The 15,116-nt window shown below is 63.0% G+C and carries 15 protein-coding genes; 6 read left to right on the top strand and 9 right to left on the bottom strand.

The annotated features are described in order from the left end of the window. The first annotated feature begins 7 nt into the window (after positions 1–7). Together GIB19_RS15190 and GIB19_RS15185 are read left to right on the top strand one after the other, a co-directional pair. Positions 8–691 carry an ABC transporter ATP-binding protein gene (locus GIB19_RS15190; protein WP_027593935.1) on the top strand — a complete coding sequence of 228 codons (684 nt, stop codon included), beginning with the start codon at positions 8–10 and terminating at the stop codon, positions 689–691. Between the two features lie 4 nt (positions 692–695). Further along, complete coding sequence (locus GIB19_RS15185; protein ID WP_099429930.1) at positions 696–3,203, top strand: ABC transporter permease; 2,508 nt, start codon at positions 696–698, stop codon at positions 3,201–3,203. A 115-nt stretch (positions 3,204–3,318) separates the two neighbouring features. On the opposite strand, the gene greB is transcribed toward GIB19_RS15185, so the two are convergent. The 4 genes from greB to GIB19_RS15165 all read right to left on the bottom strand — a co-directional run bounded on the left by greB (position 3,319) and on the right by GIB19_RS15165 (position 6,283). After that, entirely contained in the window at positions 3,319–3,789 is a 471-nt protein-coding gene (greB, locus tag GIB19_RS15180) for a transcription elongation factor GreB (protein ID WP_099429931.1), read from the bottom strand. Positions 3,790–3,800: 11 nt separating this feature from the next. Then, complete coding sequence (locus tag GIB19_RS15175; protein WP_027593938.1) at positions 3,801–4,118, bottom strand: hypothetical protein; 318 nt, start codon at positions 4,116–4,118, stop codon at positions 3,801–3,803. Between the two features lie 208 nt (positions 4,119–4,326). Next, a complete protein-coding gene (locus GIB19_RS15170) occupies positions 4,327–4,764 on the bottom strand; it encodes a DoxX family protein (RefSeq protein ID WP_085273231.1) in 438 nt (145 codons plus the stop codon). A gap of 112 nt (positions 4,765–4,876) precedes the next feature. After that, complete coding sequence (locus GIB19_RS15165) at positions 4,877–6,283, bottom strand: transglycosylase SLT domain-containing protein (protein WP_274887041.1); 1,407 nt, start codon at positions 6,281–6,283, stop codon at positions 4,877–4,879. A gap of 157 nt (positions 6,284–6,440) precedes the next feature. Between GIB19_RS15165 and GIB19_RS15160 the strand changes: the two genes are divergently transcribed. The 3 genes from GIB19_RS15160 to GIB19_RS15150 all read left to right on the top strand — a co-directional run bounded on the left by GIB19_RS15160 (position 6,441) and on the right by GIB19_RS15150 (position 9,377). Next, positions 6,441–7,238, top strand: coding sequence for a TatD family hydrolase (locus GIB19_RS15160; RefSeq protein ID WP_274887040.1), 798 nt, complete (start codon positions 6,441–6,443; stop codon positions 7,236–7,238). 203 nt (positions 7,239–7,441) lie between these two features. Next, positions 7,442–8,920 (top strand): methyl-accepting chemotaxis protein, encoded by a 1,479-nt coding sequence (locus tag GIB19_RS15155; protein WP_274887039.1) that lies wholly within the window; start codon positions 7,442–7,444, stop codon positions 8,918–8,920. Positions 8,921–9,008: 88 nt separating this feature from the next. Next, positions 9,009–9,377 carry an Mpo1-like protein gene (locus tag GIB19_RS15150; RefSeq protein ID WP_027593943.1) on the top strand — a complete coding sequence of 123 codons (369 nt, stop codon included), beginning with the start codon at positions 9,009–9,011 and terminating at the stop codon, positions 9,375–9,377. 16 nt (positions 9,378–9,393) lie between these two features. On the opposite strand, the gene GIB19_RS15145 is transcribed toward GIB19_RS15150, so the two are convergent. The 3 genes from GIB19_RS15145 to GIB19_RS15135 all read right to left on the bottom strand — a co-directional run bounded on the left by GIB19_RS15145 (position 9,394) and on the right by GIB19_RS15135 (position 11,369). After that, positions 9,394–10,191 (bottom strand): acyl-CoA thioesterase, encoded by a 798-nt coding sequence (locus GIB19_RS15145; protein ID WP_274887038.1) that lies wholly within the window; start codon positions 10,189–10,191, stop codon positions 9,394–9,396. A gap of 117 nt (positions 10,192–10,308) precedes the next feature. Then, positions 10,309–11,076 (bottom strand): CHAD domain-containing protein, encoded by a 768-nt coding sequence (locus GIB19_RS15140; protein WP_274887037.1) that lies wholly within the window; start codon positions 11,074–11,076, stop codon positions 10,309–10,311. A gap of 14 nt (positions 11,077–11,090) precedes the next feature. Further along, positions 11,091–11,369, bottom strand: coding sequence for a hypothetical protein (locus tag GIB19_RS15135; protein ID WP_027593946.1), 279 nt, complete (start codon positions 11,367–11,369; stop codon positions 11,091–11,093). A 162-nt stretch (positions 11,370–11,531) separates the two neighbouring features. Here GIB19_RS15135 and GIB19_RS15130 point away from each other — a divergent pair, with 162 nt between their 5' ends. Next, positions 11,532–12,572: a patatin-like phospholipase family protein gene (locus tag GIB19_RS15130; RefSeq protein WP_027593947.1), complete on the top strand. Its 1,041-nt coding sequence runs from the start codon at positions 11,532–11,534 to the stop codon at positions 12,570–12,572. A 73-nt stretch (positions 12,573–12,645) separates the two neighbouring features. Here the strand turns inward: GIB19_RS15130 and GIB19_RS15125 are convergent, their stop codons facing one another. Together GIB19_RS15125 and GIB19_RS15120 are read right to left on the bottom strand one after the other, a co-directional pair. After that, positions 12,646–14,517 carry a SurA N-terminal domain-containing protein gene (locus tag GIB19_RS15125; protein WP_186679025.1) on the bottom strand — a complete coding sequence of 624 codons (1,872 nt, stop codon included), beginning with the start codon at positions 14,515–14,517 and terminating at the stop codon, positions 12,646–12,648. 182 nt (positions 14,518–14,699) lie between these two features. After that, positions 14,700–14,972 carry an HU family DNA-binding protein gene (locus GIB19_RS15120; RefSeq protein ID WP_027593949.1) on the bottom strand — a complete coding sequence of 91 codons (273 nt, stop codon included), beginning with the start codon at positions 14,970–14,972 and terminating at the stop codon, positions 14,700–14,702. Positions 14,973–15,116 lie beyond the last annotated feature (144 nt).

Here is a 15,116-nt window from a genome sequence, read left to right as displayed (position 1 = left end):
ATTCTCCATGGGCCCCAGCATTCTCGTTGCGCAGAACCTTAGCAAAGTGGTCCCCAGCGCGGAAGGCGATCTGACCATCCTCCACGCCCTCTCCCTCGATCTCGCCCAAGGCGACAGCCTGGCCATCGTCGGTGCTTCGGGCTCAGGCAAGTCGACGTTGCTCGGCTTGCTCGCCGGCCTCGACCAGCCCAGCGCCGGCAAGGTCATCCTCGCCGGGCATGACCTGGGCCCACTGGACGAAGACCAGCGCGCCCGCGTGCGCGCCGAGCATGTCGGCTTCGTATTCCAGTCATTCCAGTTGCTAGACAGCCTCAACGCCTTGGAGAACGTCATGCTGCCTCTGGAGCTGGACGGCCGCCGTGATGCCCGCGAACACGCGCGCACCCTGCTCGAACGGGTTGGCCTGGGCAAGCGCCTGAGCCACACCCCGCGCCAGCTGTCCGGTGGCGAGCAACAACGGGTGGCGATTGCCCGCGCCTTCGCGGCACAACCTGCCGTGCTGTTCGCCGACGAGCCCACCGGCAACCTCGACAGCCACACCGGCGAACGCATCAGCGACCTGCTGTTCGAATTGAACAAGGAGCGCGGCACCACGTTGGTACTGGTCACCCATGACGAACGCCTGGCCAGACGCTGCCGGCGCCTTATCCGCCTGGACGCCGGCCGCCTGGTGGCCCCGGTGGAGGTCTGAGCCCATGACCAGCATGCCCTTCTCCCGATTGTGCGGCTTGGCGTTGCGCCAGTTGCTGCGCGACATCCGCGCCAGCGAAGTGCGCGTGCTGTTCTTTGCCCTGCTGGTGGCCGTTGCGGCCAGTACGGCGATTGGTTACTTCGGTGCCCGCCTCAACGGCGCCATGCAGTTACGTGCCAGCGAATTCCTCGGTGCCGACCTGGTGCTGCAAGGCAGCGCACCTGCCCGGGACGAACAGATCAGCGCAGGCAAGGCCCTCGGCTTGCGCCACGCCCAAGTGGTCGAATTCACCAGCGTGGTGGGCGGAGACAGCGGCATCCAGCTGTCCAGCGTCAAGGCCGCCGACGGCGCCTACCCCTTGCGCGGGCAAGTCCGCAGTGCCGCCGCCCCCTATGCCCAGGAAACCCCCGGGGGTGGCCCGGCGCCCGGGGAGGCCTGGGTCGAACCAAGGCTGCTGGCCGCGCTGGGGCTAGCGATCGGTGACAGCATCGACGTGGGCATGAAAACCCTGCGCATGAGCCGCGTACTGACCTACGAGCCGGACCGCGCCAACAACTTCTATAGCCTGACCCCGCGGGTAATGATGAACCTGGCGGACCTGGCCGCGACCGGGGTGATCCAGCCGGGCAGCCGGGTGTCCTACCGCGACCTGTGGCGCGGCGACGTCGAAGCGCTGGCCCAGTATCGCCAGGCCGTGGAGAAAAACCTCGCGGCCAACCAGCGCCTGCTCGACACCCGCGATGGCAACCGCCAGATCGGGGGCGCCCTGAGCAAAGCCGAGCGCTACCTGAACATGGCAAGCCTGGTGGCGGTATTGCTGGCCGGCGTCGCCGTGGCCATGTCGGCCAGCCGCTACGCCGCCCGGCGCCTGGATGCCAGTGCGCTGCTTCGCTGCCTGGGCCTTTCCCGTCGGCAGGCCCTGGGCCTGTACTGTGTACAGCTGGCCATGCTTGGCCTGGTGGCTGCCGTGGCAGGCGCCCTGCTCGGCTGGTTGGCGCAACTGGGCCTGTTCCGGCTGCTGCACGGCCTGCTGCCGAGCGTCGTTCCGCCTGGCGGTGTCGTACCCGCGCTGGCCGGCATCGGCACCGGGCTGGTCGCCCTGGCCGGCTTCGCCCTGCCGCCCATTGCCGCCCTCGGCCAGGTACCCCCGCTGCGCGTGCTGCGCCGTGACCTGCTGCCGGTGCCACCCAGCAGTTGGCTGGTGTATGGCGCCGCCTTGTTGGCCCTGGGCCTGATCATGTGGCGCCTGAGCCTCGACCTGCTGCTGACCTTCGCACTGCTGGGCGGTGGCCTGGTCGCGGCGGTGGTGCTCGGCGGCCTGCTGCTACTGGGCCTGCGCAGCTTGCGCCAACTGTTGGTCGGTGCCCCGCTGGCCTGGCGCCTTGGGCTCGGGCAATTGTTGCGCCATCCGTTGGCCGCCGCTGGCCAGGCCCTGGCTTTTGGCCTGATTCTGCTGGCCATGGCGCTGGTCGCATTGCTGCGTGCCGAGCTGCTCGACACATGGCAGGCACAATTGCCCAAGGATGCACCCAACCACTTCGCCCTGAACATCCTGCCGGATGATCGTGAGCCCTTCGCTCAACACCTGCAGCAGGTCAATGCGGCCTCGGCACCGCTGTACCCGGTAACGCCCGGCCGCCTGATCCAGATCAACCAGCAACCGGTGCAGCAGATCGTCAGCAAAGACTCCGCCGGCGAGCGCGCCGTGCAACGCGACCTCAGCCTGACCTGGGCCGCCGAACTGCCCAATGGCAATGCACTGACGGCAGGCGAATGGTGGCAGGCACTGCCGTCGGGCGACGAGATACCGGGCGTTTCGGTGGAAGCCGAACTGGCCACGAGCCTGAAGCTGCAACTGGGTGACCTGCTGACCTTCGACATCGGTGGCCAGCAACGCCAGGCCCGGGTCAGCAGCCTGCGCAGTGTGCACTGGGACAGCTTCCAGCCGAACTTCTACATGATCTTCCAGCCTGGCACGCTGCAGGGGTTGCCCACGACTTACCTCACCAGCTTCTATCTGGCCCCAGGCCATGACCTGGATGTGGTCGCGCTGTCACGGGCTTTCCCGGCGGTGACCATCCTGCAGGTTGACGCGTTGCTGGATCAGCTGCGCAGCATCCTTGCTCAGGTCACCCTGGCGGTCGAGTACGTACTGCTGTTCGTCTTGGCGGCAGGCTTGGCGGTGCTGTTCGCCGGCTTGCAGGCAACACTGGACGAACGCATTCGCCAAGGCGCCCTGCTGCGGGCACTGGGCGCGGCACGGCCATTGCTGGTCAAGGCAAGACGTATCGAGTTTGGCCTGCTGGGCGCAGCCAGCGGGTTGCTGGCTGCACTGGGTTGCGAGTTGATCACGCTGGTGCTGTACCGCTATGCCTTCGACCTGCAATGGAACCCGCACCCGTGGCTGCTCGTGTTACCCCTGGCGGGGGCAGTGCTGGTGGGGGGTGCTGGGGTGCTCGGCACGCGGCGGGCGCTCAATGCCAGCCCGTTGACGGTGTTGCGGGAGGGGTGAAAAAACCGCTACAGGAGCGTAATGCTGTTCACTTAAGAATGCTGGGGCCGCTCTGCGGCCCATCGCGGCACAAGGCCGCTCCCACATCGACCGCGTTATACCCCTAGGGCCGTTCCTACACGTAGCTGATGCTGTTGACGTACCAGGCCGCGTCGCCGGTCGGGGTCTGCACCACCACCTCGTCGCCCTCCTCCTTTTTGAGCAAGGCACGGGCCATGGGTGAGTCGATCGAGATGTAGTCGTTACGCCCATAGATCTCGTCATACCCGACAATGCGAAACTTCTTGGTCTCGCCCTCGTCGTTCTCGATCTCGACCCAGGCACCGAAAAACACCTTCCCTTCCTGCTCTGGCGAATACGCCACGACCTTTACATCCTCAAGGCGCTTGCGCAGGTACCGGACCCGGCGGTCGATCTCGCGCAACAGCTTCTTGTTGTATTGGTAATCGGCATTCTCGCTGCGATCACCCAGCGATGCCGCCCAGGTCACCTTCTGGGTGATCTCGGGGCGGTAGACACGCCACAGGTGATCCAGCTCTTTTTTCAGGGCCTCATGGCCTTCGGTGGTGATGATGTTGGTGCTCAACTGCGTTCTCCTCAACGGCGGGTGATCAGGCCTTGACGAGCGATGCGGGTGAGATGGCCAATGACTTCGGCAGCCTCGGCAGAGGCCGGGGCCTGAATGACCGCCAAATCGAAACGGTCGTTGCCGTACTGCGCGAGATGGCAGCAGGTTTCGGTGAACTGGATTAGAAAGGCACGCGCCTGGCCCTTGCGACGTGAAAGGCCTTCGAGATGACGCAAAAGGGTAGGCTGATGCTGGCCACCGAGCAGGATGCGCGGTGTGCGGGAGGCCTCGTTTGCAGGCAACGGGCTCAAACAGACGCTAGTACGTGGGCTACGTGGGCAACTCATGGTGCTTCTCTCCGCCTCGCGAATCCCGCTGGGCAGCGGTGGGAGGCGTCACCGAACCAGCGCTTTAGCGGTATTTCGGATGACCCGGAGGGGGCCTCTCCTGCGCCCCGCAAGTAGCTGTTTAAATCGGCGCAGGCGGTATGCTAGAGCTACAAGCGCAAAGATTCAAGCCTCAAGCTGCACGATGCAGCTTGAGGCCCGGGGCCTGTCAGCGGGCGATCAGGCGGTCGAGGGAGAAGCGACCTGCACCTTCGATCATCACCGCCAGGGTGCCGGCCAGCAGCGCCAGGGCAAATTCATAACCGTTGTTGGCCATGAACAGGCCGTTGCCGATGTGCACCGAAAAGATCGCCACCACCAGGGTGACCGTCAGCGCCAGGGCCGCTGGGCGTGCCAGCAGGCCGATCACCAGGGCCAGGCCGCCGAAGAACTCGGCGCTGCCAGACAGCAAGGCCATCAGGTAACCCGGTGCCAGCCCGATGCTTTCCATCCACTGGCCGGTGCCCTCCAGGCCATAGCCGCCAAACAGGCCGAACAGCTTCTGCGCGCCATGCGCCATGAAGATGATGCCGACCAGGATACGGATCACGCTGAGGCCAGCGCCTGCACGGGTTGCGATCACTGCGTTGAGGGAGGTGGTGTTCATGATGTGGCGTCCTTGAATCCGGGAAGTTGTGTTGGAATGGCGCCATCATAATCAATTCAATGAATATGAAAATCGCAAAAACCCCAACATAACAATCGACAAAATCGATTTGTCAGCGCTTGGCTACTCGCTCCAGAACAGCACGCTCACGGTTGAACGCCAGGAAGTACTTGTTGACACTGTTGACGAAGTTGACTGGCCCCATGCCCACCTGCTCCATCGCAATGCGCTCGGTCTGGAAGAACCACTGGTTGCCGTTGAGCCCCCGACGGCGGGCTTCGGCACGCATCGCCTGGACCCGTTCAGGCCCCAGGTTATAGGCCGCCAGCACAAACGCCATGCGCTCTCGCTCGTTGATCTGGGCACTGGCAAAGAATTTGCGCCGGATCAGCGCCAGGTAGCGGGCACTGGCTTGGACGTTGCCATCGACCGTGGCGGTATTGCTCACCCCGACCCGTTGCGCGGCCGACGGGGTAATCTGCATCAGGCCATGGGCGCCGCCCGTGCCGCGGGCCGATGGGTTGAGTGTCGATTCCTTGAAGGCGAGCGCGGCCAGGTTGAGCCAGTCGATTTGCTGCGCCTCGCCATGCTTCTGCAGCACCGCACGCACTGCGCTCAGCCGCTGCCGATCCTTGCTCGCCAAGGGGTTGTGTACGCGGTACTGGCGACGGTAGATGCGCTCGAACGCGGCATCCTGGTTATCCGGTGCGCGGTAACCCTGCAGAAAGCGATCGACGCTGGCCAGCAGCTGCGGCGCGTCGCGCCCCACGTACCAGCGCATGGCTTGCGGCGCCCCCAGGTGCACACGGCTGTCCAGGCGCAGACGCGGCATCACCCTGGCCCAACGCAGGGCAATCGGGCGCTCGACCACTGTCAGGTGATAGATACCGGCCTGGACCATTTCCAGCACGTCTTCCACCGCCAGGGTCGAGTCGACCCACTCCACCTTGATTGGCGCACGCTTGCGCAAGGCCAATTGCTGGTTCACCTGCTGGATCAAAGGCCCGGCGGCACTGGCACTGGTCAAGGCGACCGTACGCCCCGACAACTGCTCGACATGGCTGAAGCTGCGCTCGCCTTTGCGCCCGACCAGCAACAGCGGCACTTGGTCGAGCACCGGCGCGCTACTGCTGACGCCCCGTACCACCACCGGGTCGAGCAGTTCGCCCGGGGCAGCCAAGTCCCCTTCGCCGCGCTGCAGGGCACCCAGTAACTGCTCTTTGGCGCGGGGGATGAGTTTCAGCTGAATCTGCTGCCCATCGCCAGCCCGAGCATTCAGGTAATGCTCAAGCGCACGCAAGCGATAGTATTCGATGCCGACCGGCTCGCCCTTGACCTCGCCAGAGCTGTTGCGGCTTTGATTGACCAACACCCGCAGCACCTTGCTGCTACGGATCTGCTGCAGGTCACGCAGCTTGCTGGGCGGGATATTCTGCTGCGGCCCTGGCAGACGTGCCTGGGCAGCACCGGCAGTGGTCAGCCCAAGCATCAGCAGGAAGGTCAGCAGGTATCGCAGCATGCGAGAGCGTGTCCGAGGTCGGTGGGCGGCGTTCATGTGGCATCGCCGCTTCGTGATAAATGACGGCAGAAGACCACGGCAACAGCATGAAGTTCTTGGTTTTTTCCGAAAAACGCGGATTTTGCTATGCTGGCCGCCCCGCGGCAGAGATAGCACCATGCAACTGATCGATATCGGCGTCAACCTGACCAACAGCAGTTTCCACGACCAACAGGCGGCCATCGTCGAGCGCGCCATCGAAGCTGGCGTGGCGCAAATGGTCCTGACGGGCACCAGCCTGGCGGTCAGCGAGCAGGCGCTGGAGCTGTGCCAGCAGCTGGATGCAAGCGCTGAACACCTGTTCGCCACCGCTGGCGTGCACCCTCACGATGCCAAATCCTGGGATGCCAACAGCGAGCGTCAGCTGCGCCAATTGCTGAATGAGCAACGGGTACGGGCAGTGGGCGAATGCGGCCTGGACTTCAACCGCGACTTCTCCCCTCGCCCGCTGCAGGAAAAGGCCTTGGAAGCTCAACTGGCGCTGGCTGCCGAACTGGGCTTACCGGTGTTTCTGCACGAACGTGATGCCAGCGAGCGCTTACTGGCCATCCTCAAGGGCTACCGCGACCACCTGAGCGGTGCCGTGGTGCACTGTTTTACCGGCGAGCGTGAAGCATTGTTCGCCTATCTGGACATGGACCTGCACATCGGCATAACCGGCTGGATATGCGATGAACGCCGCGGAACGCACCTGCATCCCCTGGTCGGCAACATCCCGGAAGGCCGCCTGATGCTCGAGAGTGATGCGCCCTACCTACTGCCGCGCAGTCTGAGGCCCAAGCCTAAAAACGGCCGTAACGAACCGGCGTTTCTACCGGAGGTGCTGAGGGAAGTGGCGTTGCACCGGGGCGAGCCCGTGGAGCACACGGCAGCCCATACGACGGCGGCTGCACGGGCATTCTTTCGGCTAGCCTAAGCTGGCCCCAGCCCTAATGCCAGTCAGTTAGGGCCTAGGGGGCCGCTGCGCGGCCCCAATTAAGGCGGATGAAGCTTAACTGACTGGCATTAACCCCTGCCCTGTTTTTTCTTGATACATATCAAGAATGCCTCTGTCGGGTGCAGGCACAATGATGGCACCTTGCCAATATTGTTTCCGCTCAACTCAGAGAAGACCTGCCCATGGGTGCCTGGCTTAGCAATGTTTCCCTGAAGTACAAGTTCTGGGCCGTCAACGCGGTGGCCTTTGTCACGACCTTGCTGCTGGTGCTCTACGCCGTGCACCTGGAGCAACGCGCCCGCGCCGACGCGGCCCAGGCGCAAGCTGCGGCACAAGCCCAGCTGTTGTCCGCCTGGCCTGCCGGGCAAGCGCTGCCCCGGCAAGCCAATGTCATCAGCTGGTTGCCGGGCCAGACGCCACGTTTTGCTGGCGAACCGATCGAAGCCCTGCGCAACGCCCAGGGCTGGGTCGACCTGCCCGCCGCGTGGCTGCTGGGCGACAACCCGCTGCGCGGCGCCCAGGTGCTGCAACACGGCGACCAGCAGGTTGCCGTAGTGGCCCAGTCACCAAGCGTGCGCCAGGTGTTCTTCGAACGCTTCACCAACTACGCCGTGTGCGTACTGATCCTGATGCTGGCCATGCTCGGAGCTTCGCAGTTGCTGATCCGCTTCCTGCTCAGCCAGCTCAACACCCTCAAGGACGTCATGCTGCACGTGGAGAAGACCGGCGACTTGTCGGCGCGGGTGCCGTTGGCATGTGGCGACGAAGTCGGCCAGATGGCCGGGGCCTTCAATGCCATGCAGTCGACCTACCACCGTGTGGTCAGCACCGTGGCCCTCACCGCCGCGCAACTCGACGCCGGCGCAGCGCGCCTGGCGTCTAGCATGAACGACGTGCGCCACGGCATGCTCGGCCAGCAAAGCGAAACCGACCAGGCCGCCACGGCCATCAACGAGATGTCGGCCACGGTGCACCACATTGCCCAGCATGCCGGCGCTACCCGCGACCTGTCGCAGACGGCCGATACGCTCGCCGGCAGCGGCCAGGAAGTGGTCAGCCGCGTACAAGATTCGATCGCAGGGCTATCCAGCGGCGTGCAGCAGACCGCCGAGATGATCCGCCAACTGGCCGAGGACAGCCAGAAGATCAACGGCGTGGTGGGGGTGATCCACAGCATTGCCGAGCAAACCAACCTGCTGGCACTGAACGCCGCCATCGAAGCAGCACGCGCGGGTGACTTGGGCCGCGGCTTCGCGGTGGTCGCCGATGAAGTACGCAACCTGGCCAAACGCGTGCAGACCTCGACCGACGAGATCACCACCATGGTCTCCGCGCTTCAGTCCGGCACCCGCGATGCAGTGGAGTTCATGCAGGAAAGCTCGTACAAGGCCGACGATTGCGTTAAACAGGCCCAGGCAGCCGGTGAGGCGCTGGCCGAGATTACCGGTGCAGTGGCGCAGATGCGCGAAAGCAATACCCAAATCGCCGTAGCTGCCGAAGAGCAAAGCCAGGTGGCCGAAGAAATGAACCGGGCGGTGGTGAGCATCCGTGATGTCACCGAACACACCGTGCAACAGACCGTCGGCTCGGCCACCACCAGCAACGAATTAGCGACCCTTGCTGGCGAGCTGAACAAGGCCATAGGCCAGCTCAAGCTATAGTCACCTTAGCTAGCCACGATAGCCAGGCTCGATTGGCCCCCTCCCCGTGGCCGCACTAAGCTTTGGGCATGACCGAGAGGAAATGCCCATGAGCAAACGCCTGCCCAATCTGCCCGCCTGGCAATGGCGTGGCTATCACCATAACCATCGCCACCCGACCAACCTGGCGCTGCACCTGATTGCCGTACCTCTGTTCATTCTCGGTGTGCTGCTGGTGCTGTCCGGCCTGTTTGCCCTGGACCTGGGTCAGCTTGCCGTTGGCATCATTTCTCTGATCGCTGGCCTGGGCTTGCAACGTCACGGGCATCGACTAGAAGCTCAACAACCCGAGCCGTTTGCCAACCGCAAGGACGCCGTACAGCGCCTGCTGACGGAACAGTTCATCACCTTTCCGCGCTTTGTACTGAGCGGTGCCTGGTGGCGGGCTTGGCGCGAACGGCACAAGCATCGCCACTGAAGGCTGAAGAGGACATCTAGGCGAAAACTGTTACCGTTTGACGGCTTAGCGCCAGCAACTCGCCCTTTTCCGACCAGAGCGCGGCGGCGGCATGCCCATAACCATCACGCGCGTACTCGGTCTCGACGCAATAGCGGCACCAGTCCAGCGTCGACAGCTTTGGCGTGGGCTGGATGAATTCGATGGTCCAAGTCAGCGTACTGCCGGCTGCCGGCTGTTTCAGGTGCGGCAACAGGCTCGGTGGCCAAGCATCTACCAAAGCCAGCAGGTGAGACACGTTCAACGCTTCGTCGGCGATGTTGCGCAAGCGTACCCAGCCGCCCATCTGCCGTGAATCGTTGCCACTGAACGGCAGCCCGCCCACCGCCCAGCGAAGGGCTACATGGCGCATGAATTCCGGGGTCACGCCTTTGATGTAAGGCAGCTCTGGGGCAGCTTGCTCCAGCGGCTTCATGGCAAACGCCGGTTGCGCCGGGATGTCGACCACCGAGGGGCGGCCTGCACCGAAGTTGCCCTGTACCAGCGTCACCACCTGCCCTTCCTGCACCGCTCGGCCAAGCAAGGTACTGACAGCCTTGCCTTCACGCAGCACGTCGACTTCGAAACGAATCGGTACATCCGCCGCCGCAGGCGCCACGAAGCTGATGGCCAAGGAGCGCACAGGGCGGTCATCGGTCAATTTCAGGCGCATTGCTTCATGGACCATGGCAGCCATCAACCCGCCGAAGGCCGCGCGGCCCTGGGCCCATGTCGGGGGGACGGTTACCGATTCAGCATTCGCTCGCACGGCGTCGAGCAGTTCAGTGAAGTTCATCGCACGAAGGCTCCTGCAGCGTATCGATCTGGGGGCACGTAGTGCACGCGCCCTGCATCGAAACATACTAACCAGCCCTCCTACACCGATCAGGCCCTAAATCGGTCATATGCCGGGCTATCGCTGCTTCAACGCCACCTGCAAAGCCTCCAGCGTGAGGTCGGATTGACGCTCCGCCTCATGCAGCTCTTGCTCCCAGTCGATCTTGCACGGCGCCAGGTCGGCGTGCTCGCGCGCTTGCAGCAACCATTGCAGGCGGTCATGCCAAGTGCCCAGGTCGCCCTGAGCCTTTTTCAGCAGGCGTTGCAGTTTTTTTCCGGCATGCTCAAGCTGCGGATACGCCTCATCACCGTAGCGTGCACGCTTGATCAACAGCCGCAGCCGATGCCGATCGTGGGCCGGGTCTGCCAGTGCCTTGCGCAGCTTGCGCCATTGCTGAACCAGGCGTTTGTCGACGCGTTTTTCCAGCGCATCCGCCAGGCCCTCGCGATCCGCCGCACGCAGGAACAACGGAAACGCATCCACGATCGCCAGTAGGCGGGTCAGTTGCGGGCTGCCAGCGACACTGCCAAAGGCCTTGCCCCGCCCTGCCAGCCGCCGCTGCCCGGCCTCGACCAAGCCCCGCTCGACCAACTCGGCCGCCAGCACCTCCCGGTCACGCAACGGCGTCGTCAATGTGCCCAGGGACTTGGCAGCGCCCTCCAGCTGTTCGACACCCGGCAACCCCCGCAGCGGCCGCAGCAGGCTGCGCAAGCGCCGTACAGCGATGCGCAGGTCGTGCAGTGCCTCGCTGTCGGTATCCGCGGCAAGCCGCTCGCGGCAGGCCAGCAGGCGCACTTGCAAGGCCAGGATTTGTGACACGACATGATCGAGCATGGCAGACATGGGACGCTCCTCGGTCAGCGGCCAGCGCGCGACTCACGAATGTAGAAACGCGCCTTCTCGGCCTTCTTGGTACACCCTTCAAAACCTTCGAACTGCTGCTGGGTCTTGGCCCCCGTCAGCAGCGACAACGCCTTCGAATAACTGACAGTACCGGCAAACCCTTCGGCCTTGGCCAGGTCGAGCTCCTTCCAGGCGGCATCCAGCTGGGTCGCGCAGCTGTCACGGTAGGCCGTCTTGCCCGCACAGCCAGCAAGGGCCAGGGCAATCAGTGGAAGGCAGATCCAGGCTTTCATCGGTAATTCCTCAAAGTCAAAAGAGTGGCTGTTCGACGCATGGGCAAGCAAAAAGTGCCCGCGTATGGGCTTTGCTTAGCGTAGATCAGCGCGGTCTACATTGAAGCACAGGCAGCAATGGGTGCATTGTTAAACCATGGTTGCACAGGCTGAGGGAAAATCATGAGTAAACGCGTGGCGCTGGTGTTGGGGTCGGGGGGTGCACGAGGGTATGCACATATCGGGGTGATCGAAGAAATAGAGCGGCGCGGCTACGACATTGCCTGCATTGCCGGCTGCTCCATGGGGGCAGTGATTGGCGGCATCTACGCCGCCGGCAAACTTGACGAGTATCGCAACTGGATCGAAAGCCTCGACTATCTGGATGTACTGCGCCTGGTCGACGTCAGCTTTCGCCTCGGTGCGATCCGCGGTGACAAGGTTTTCGGACAGATCCGCAAAATCGTCGGCGACATCAACATCGAACAGTTGCGCATTCCCTACACCGCCGTAGCCACCGACCTCACCCACCAGCAGGAAATCTGGTTTCAGGAAGGTTGCCTGCACCAGGCCATGCGCGCTTCGGCGGCGATCCCTAGCCTGTTCACCCCAGTGATGCAGGGCAACCGCATGCTGGTCGATGGCGGCATTCTCAACCCGCTGCCGATCGTGCCGGTGGTGTCCAGCCACTGCGACCTGATCATCGCGGTCAACCTCAACGCCACCAACCAGAAGCAGTACCAGTTGCCGGTGATCGAACGCCCGGCAGCCTTCAAGATGCGCTTCGATTCGCTGCTTAGCTCACTGGGGTCGCGCCTGCCGTTCCGGCGCAAGCCGGCGGAAGAACTGATACGTATCGAACAGGAAATCGTTGCCGAAGGCCTGGCCCCACCCAGCCCATGGCTGGCGGACGTCGCCGACCCGGAAGGCCAGCAGCCCGCGGCCGCGCCCGAGCGCGAAGGCGCACCCAAGTCGGCCACCGGCTCGTTCATCATCGACAACGTGGGGCCGGCTTCGCTGCTGGACCTGATCAACCAGAGCTTCGAGGTGATGCAGACGTCGTTGGCGCAGTACAAGATCGCCGGTTACCCGCCAGATGTGTTGATCAACGTACCGAAGCGGGTGTGCCGGTTCTTCGAGTTCTACAAGGCCCCCGAGCTAATCGCCTTGGGGCGGGAGATTGCGCGGGACACGCTGGACAACTACGAAGGGGTGAAGCGCTAGGAGGCCGCTCCTACAAAAGGCCAGAAACAAGACAGGCCGCATTATGCGGCCTGTCTTGTCATGCAGTGATCACTCAGTAACGGGTGATATCGGCATTGGCTTCCAGCTGCTTGCGGTAAGCCGCAAAGTCTTGCTGGCCGGCACGCGACGCGAGGTAGCGGCGAATCTGCTGCTTCTCTTCGTCGGTGGCGGCGGCGCCTTCGTTGACACCTTTGAGCTGCAAGACAACCAGGCTGCCATCGCCCAGGACCACGCTGCTGTATACCGGCTTGTCCTTGGCTTGCGGCTTGCCCAGGCGGAACACGGCCTGCAGTTCGGCCGGGTCGATACCCTCCTCACCGCGGGTCACCGCCTCGTAGGCTTTCCAGCCCTGCCCTTCATGGACGCTGCCAGCGGCAACAGAACCATCACGCAGGCCGGCAATCAGCTTGTCCGCCTTGGTCTTGAGCTCGGCAGTCGCCTTCTCCTTGGCCAGGTGTTCGCTGATGTTCTTGGCCACGGCTTCCAGCGGCAGTTGTTCTGGCTTGCGGTGCTCCTTGACGCGCAGCACCACGGTGGTTTCCGGATCGAGCTCGATGGCGGTGCTGTTGGCACCCTCTTCCAGCACTTCTTCCGAGAACGCCGCCTGGACCACTGCACGGTTGGCGGTGATACCTTCGCCACCCTCACGGCCGAAGGCTGCGGAGGTGTGCACCTTCAGGTTCAGGTCCTGTGCCGGCTGAGCCAGGTCAGACGCCTCGTACGCGGCATCCTGCAACTGCTTGCTGGCGTCGACGTAGCGCTGTTCCACCAGCGGGATCTTCAGGTCACGGGTGAGCTTGTCTTTCAGGCTGGCAAAGCTCGGCACTTCCGGCGCCTCGACACCCAGCAGCTTGATCAGGTGGTAACCGAACTCGGTGCGAACCGGGGCCGACACCTGGCCATCCTTCAGCTTGTACAAGGCATCTTCGAAGGCTGGGTCGTACACGCCCGGGCCGGCGAAGCCAAGGTCACCACCGCTGTTGGCCGAACCTGGGTCCTGGGAGAACTCCTTGGCCAGTGCGGCGAAGTTTTCACCCTTGGCCAGGCGCTGCTCGATCTCTTCGGCACGGGCCTTGGCCTGGGCGTCGGTGACCTTGTCGTTGACCTCGATGAGAATGTGCGCCGCATGGCGCTGCTCGGCGAGGTTGGCGATTTCTTTCTCGTACTGGGCCTTGAGTTCGTCGTCGCTGACCTTGACCTGGTCGAAGAACACCGACTTTTTCAGCTCGATGTAATCGATGACCACCTGGTCGGGCGACATGAATTCCTTGGCATGCTTCTCGTAGTGCGCCTTGACCTCTTCTTCGCTGACCTTGACCGCGGCCGGGTCGGCCTTGAAGGTCAGGGAGGCGAAATCACGGGTCTGCTTCTCAAGGCGTGCAAACGCCTCGACCTGCTTGTCAGTGACGAAGCTGCTGCCGGCAAGGCCGGTACGCAATTGGCCAATGAGCATTTCTTCGGCGAGCATGTCGCGGAATTGCAGGCGGCCGTAGCCCATCTGGCGAATGACCTGGTCGAAACGATCGGCGTTGAACTTGCCGTCAACCTGGAATTCCGGGGTTTGCAGGATCACTTGATCCAGCGCAGCCTCGGAGAAGGCGAACTTGGCATCTTCAGCACCTTGCAACAACAGCTTGCGGGTGATCAGGCCTTTGAGCGCCTCATCACGCAGCAGCTTGTCATCCAGCAGTGCAGGGTCGAAATCCTTGCCCAGCTGTTGCATCAGCTGGCGGCGCTGCATGTCGGCCGCTTGGCTCAGCTCGTTCTGGCTGATGGTCTGGCCGTTCACCTTGGCGGCGTCCTGGCTATGGCTGGCAGCCTGGAAAATGGCCTCGAAGCCGGTCAACGCCATCAACACGACGATTAGGCCGATGATGGTCTTGGCAATCCAACCTTGTGAATTGTCCCTGATATTTTGCAGCATGCGTCCCCCAGAAACGGCTGTACCACTGCGTCGACAACCGCGGAGCGTGGGTAGAATCCTGATAAAAGAAAGGCGCATCCGAGGATGCGCCTTTTCTTAGCAAACGTGTCAGGCGGGAACGTTTGCGACCCGCCTTAACGTGCTCGGACCTGGCGAAGCCGGGCCCGGCTGAAAGAGACGACTTAGTTGACGGCGTCTTTCAGGCCTTTGCCAGCCTTGAAACCTGGAACCTTGGCAGCAGCGATTTTGATGGCGTTGCCGGTTTGCGGGTTGCGGCCGGTGCGCTCGGCGCGCTCCTTGACCGAGAAGGTGCCGAAGCCAACCAGAACGACGTCGTCGCCTGCTTTCAGGGCACCCGTTACGGAGTCGATCACAGCGTCCAGAGCCTTACCTGCGGTAGCTTTGGAAATGTCAGCCGATGCAGCGATAGCGTCAATCAGTTCCGACTTGTTCACTCTAAGTCCCCTTATTTCTCTATTGAGTTTGTTTCTAAGTATGTAATGAAAAGCGTATCAAACGAGTGCTGGGTGGCCTGATAACAATAGCGTGCCGCTTTATAGCAAGGCCCCGAAAAAACTGTCAAGGAAAGCCCCCCAGCC

It is taken from the genome of Pseudomonas sp. ITEM 17296, assembly GCF_028895205.1.
GTDB lineage: Bacteria > Pseudomonadota > Gammaproteobacteria > Pseudomonadales > Pseudomonadaceae > Aquipseudomonas > Aquipseudomonas kermanshahensis.
This window is presented reverse-complemented; position numbering and strand designations above follow the sequence as displayed.

Excerpts from the sequence above, each read along its gene's own strand:
- GIB19_RS15190 (WP_027593935.1), top strand. The coding sequence starts at position 8 with ATGGGCCCCAGCATTCTCGTTGCGCAGAACCTTAGCAAAGTGGTCCCC.
- GIB19_RS15185 (WP_099429930.1), top strand. The coding sequence starts at position 696 with ATGACCAGCATGCCCTTCTCCCGATTGTGCGGCTTGGCGTTGCGCCAG.
- GIB19_RS15175 (WP_027593938.1), bottom strand. The coding sequence starts at position 4,118 with ATGAGTTGCCCACGTAGCCCACGTACTAGCGTCTGTTTGAGCCCGTTG.
- GIB19_RS15170 (WP_085273231.1), bottom strand. The coding sequence starts at position 4,764 with ATGAACACCACCTCCCTCAACGCAGTGATCGCAACCCGTGCAGGCGCT.
- GIB19_RS15165 (WP_274887041.1), bottom strand. The coding sequence starts at position 6,283 with ATGCTGCGATACCTGCTGACCTTCCTGCTGATGCTTGGGCTGACCACT.
- GIB19_RS15160 (WP_274887040.1), top strand. The coding sequence starts at position 6,441 with ATGCAACTGATCGATATCGGCGTCAACCTGACCAACAGCAGTTTCCAC.
- GIB19_RS15155 (WP_274887039.1), top strand. The coding sequence starts at position 7,442 with ATGGGTGCCTGGCTTAGCAATGTTTCCCTGAAGTACAAGTTCTGGGCC.
- GIB19_RS15150 (WP_027593943.1), top strand. The coding sequence starts at position 9,009 with ATGAGCAAACGCCTGCCCAATCTGCCCGCCTGGCAATGGCGTGGCTAT.
- GIB19_RS15145 (WP_274887038.1), bottom strand. The coding sequence starts at position 10,191 with ATGAACTTCACTGAACTGCTCGACGCCGTGCGAGCGAATGCTGAATCG.
- GIB19_RS15140 (WP_274887037.1), bottom strand. The coding sequence starts at position 11,076 with ATGTCTGCCATGCTCGATCATGTCGTGTCACAAATCCTGGCCTTGCAA.
- GIB19_RS15135 (WP_027593946.1), bottom strand. The coding sequence starts at position 11,369 with ATGAAAGCCTGGATCTGCCTTCCACTGATTGCCCTGGCCCTTGCTGGC.
- GIB19_RS15130 (WP_027593947.1), top strand. The coding sequence starts at position 11,532 with ATGAGTAAACGCGTGGCGCTGGTGTTGGGGTCGGGGGGTGCACGAGGG.
- GIB19_RS15125 (WP_186679025.1), bottom strand. The coding sequence starts at position 14,517 with ATGCTGCAAAATATCAGGGACAATTCACAAGGTTGGATTGCCAAGACC.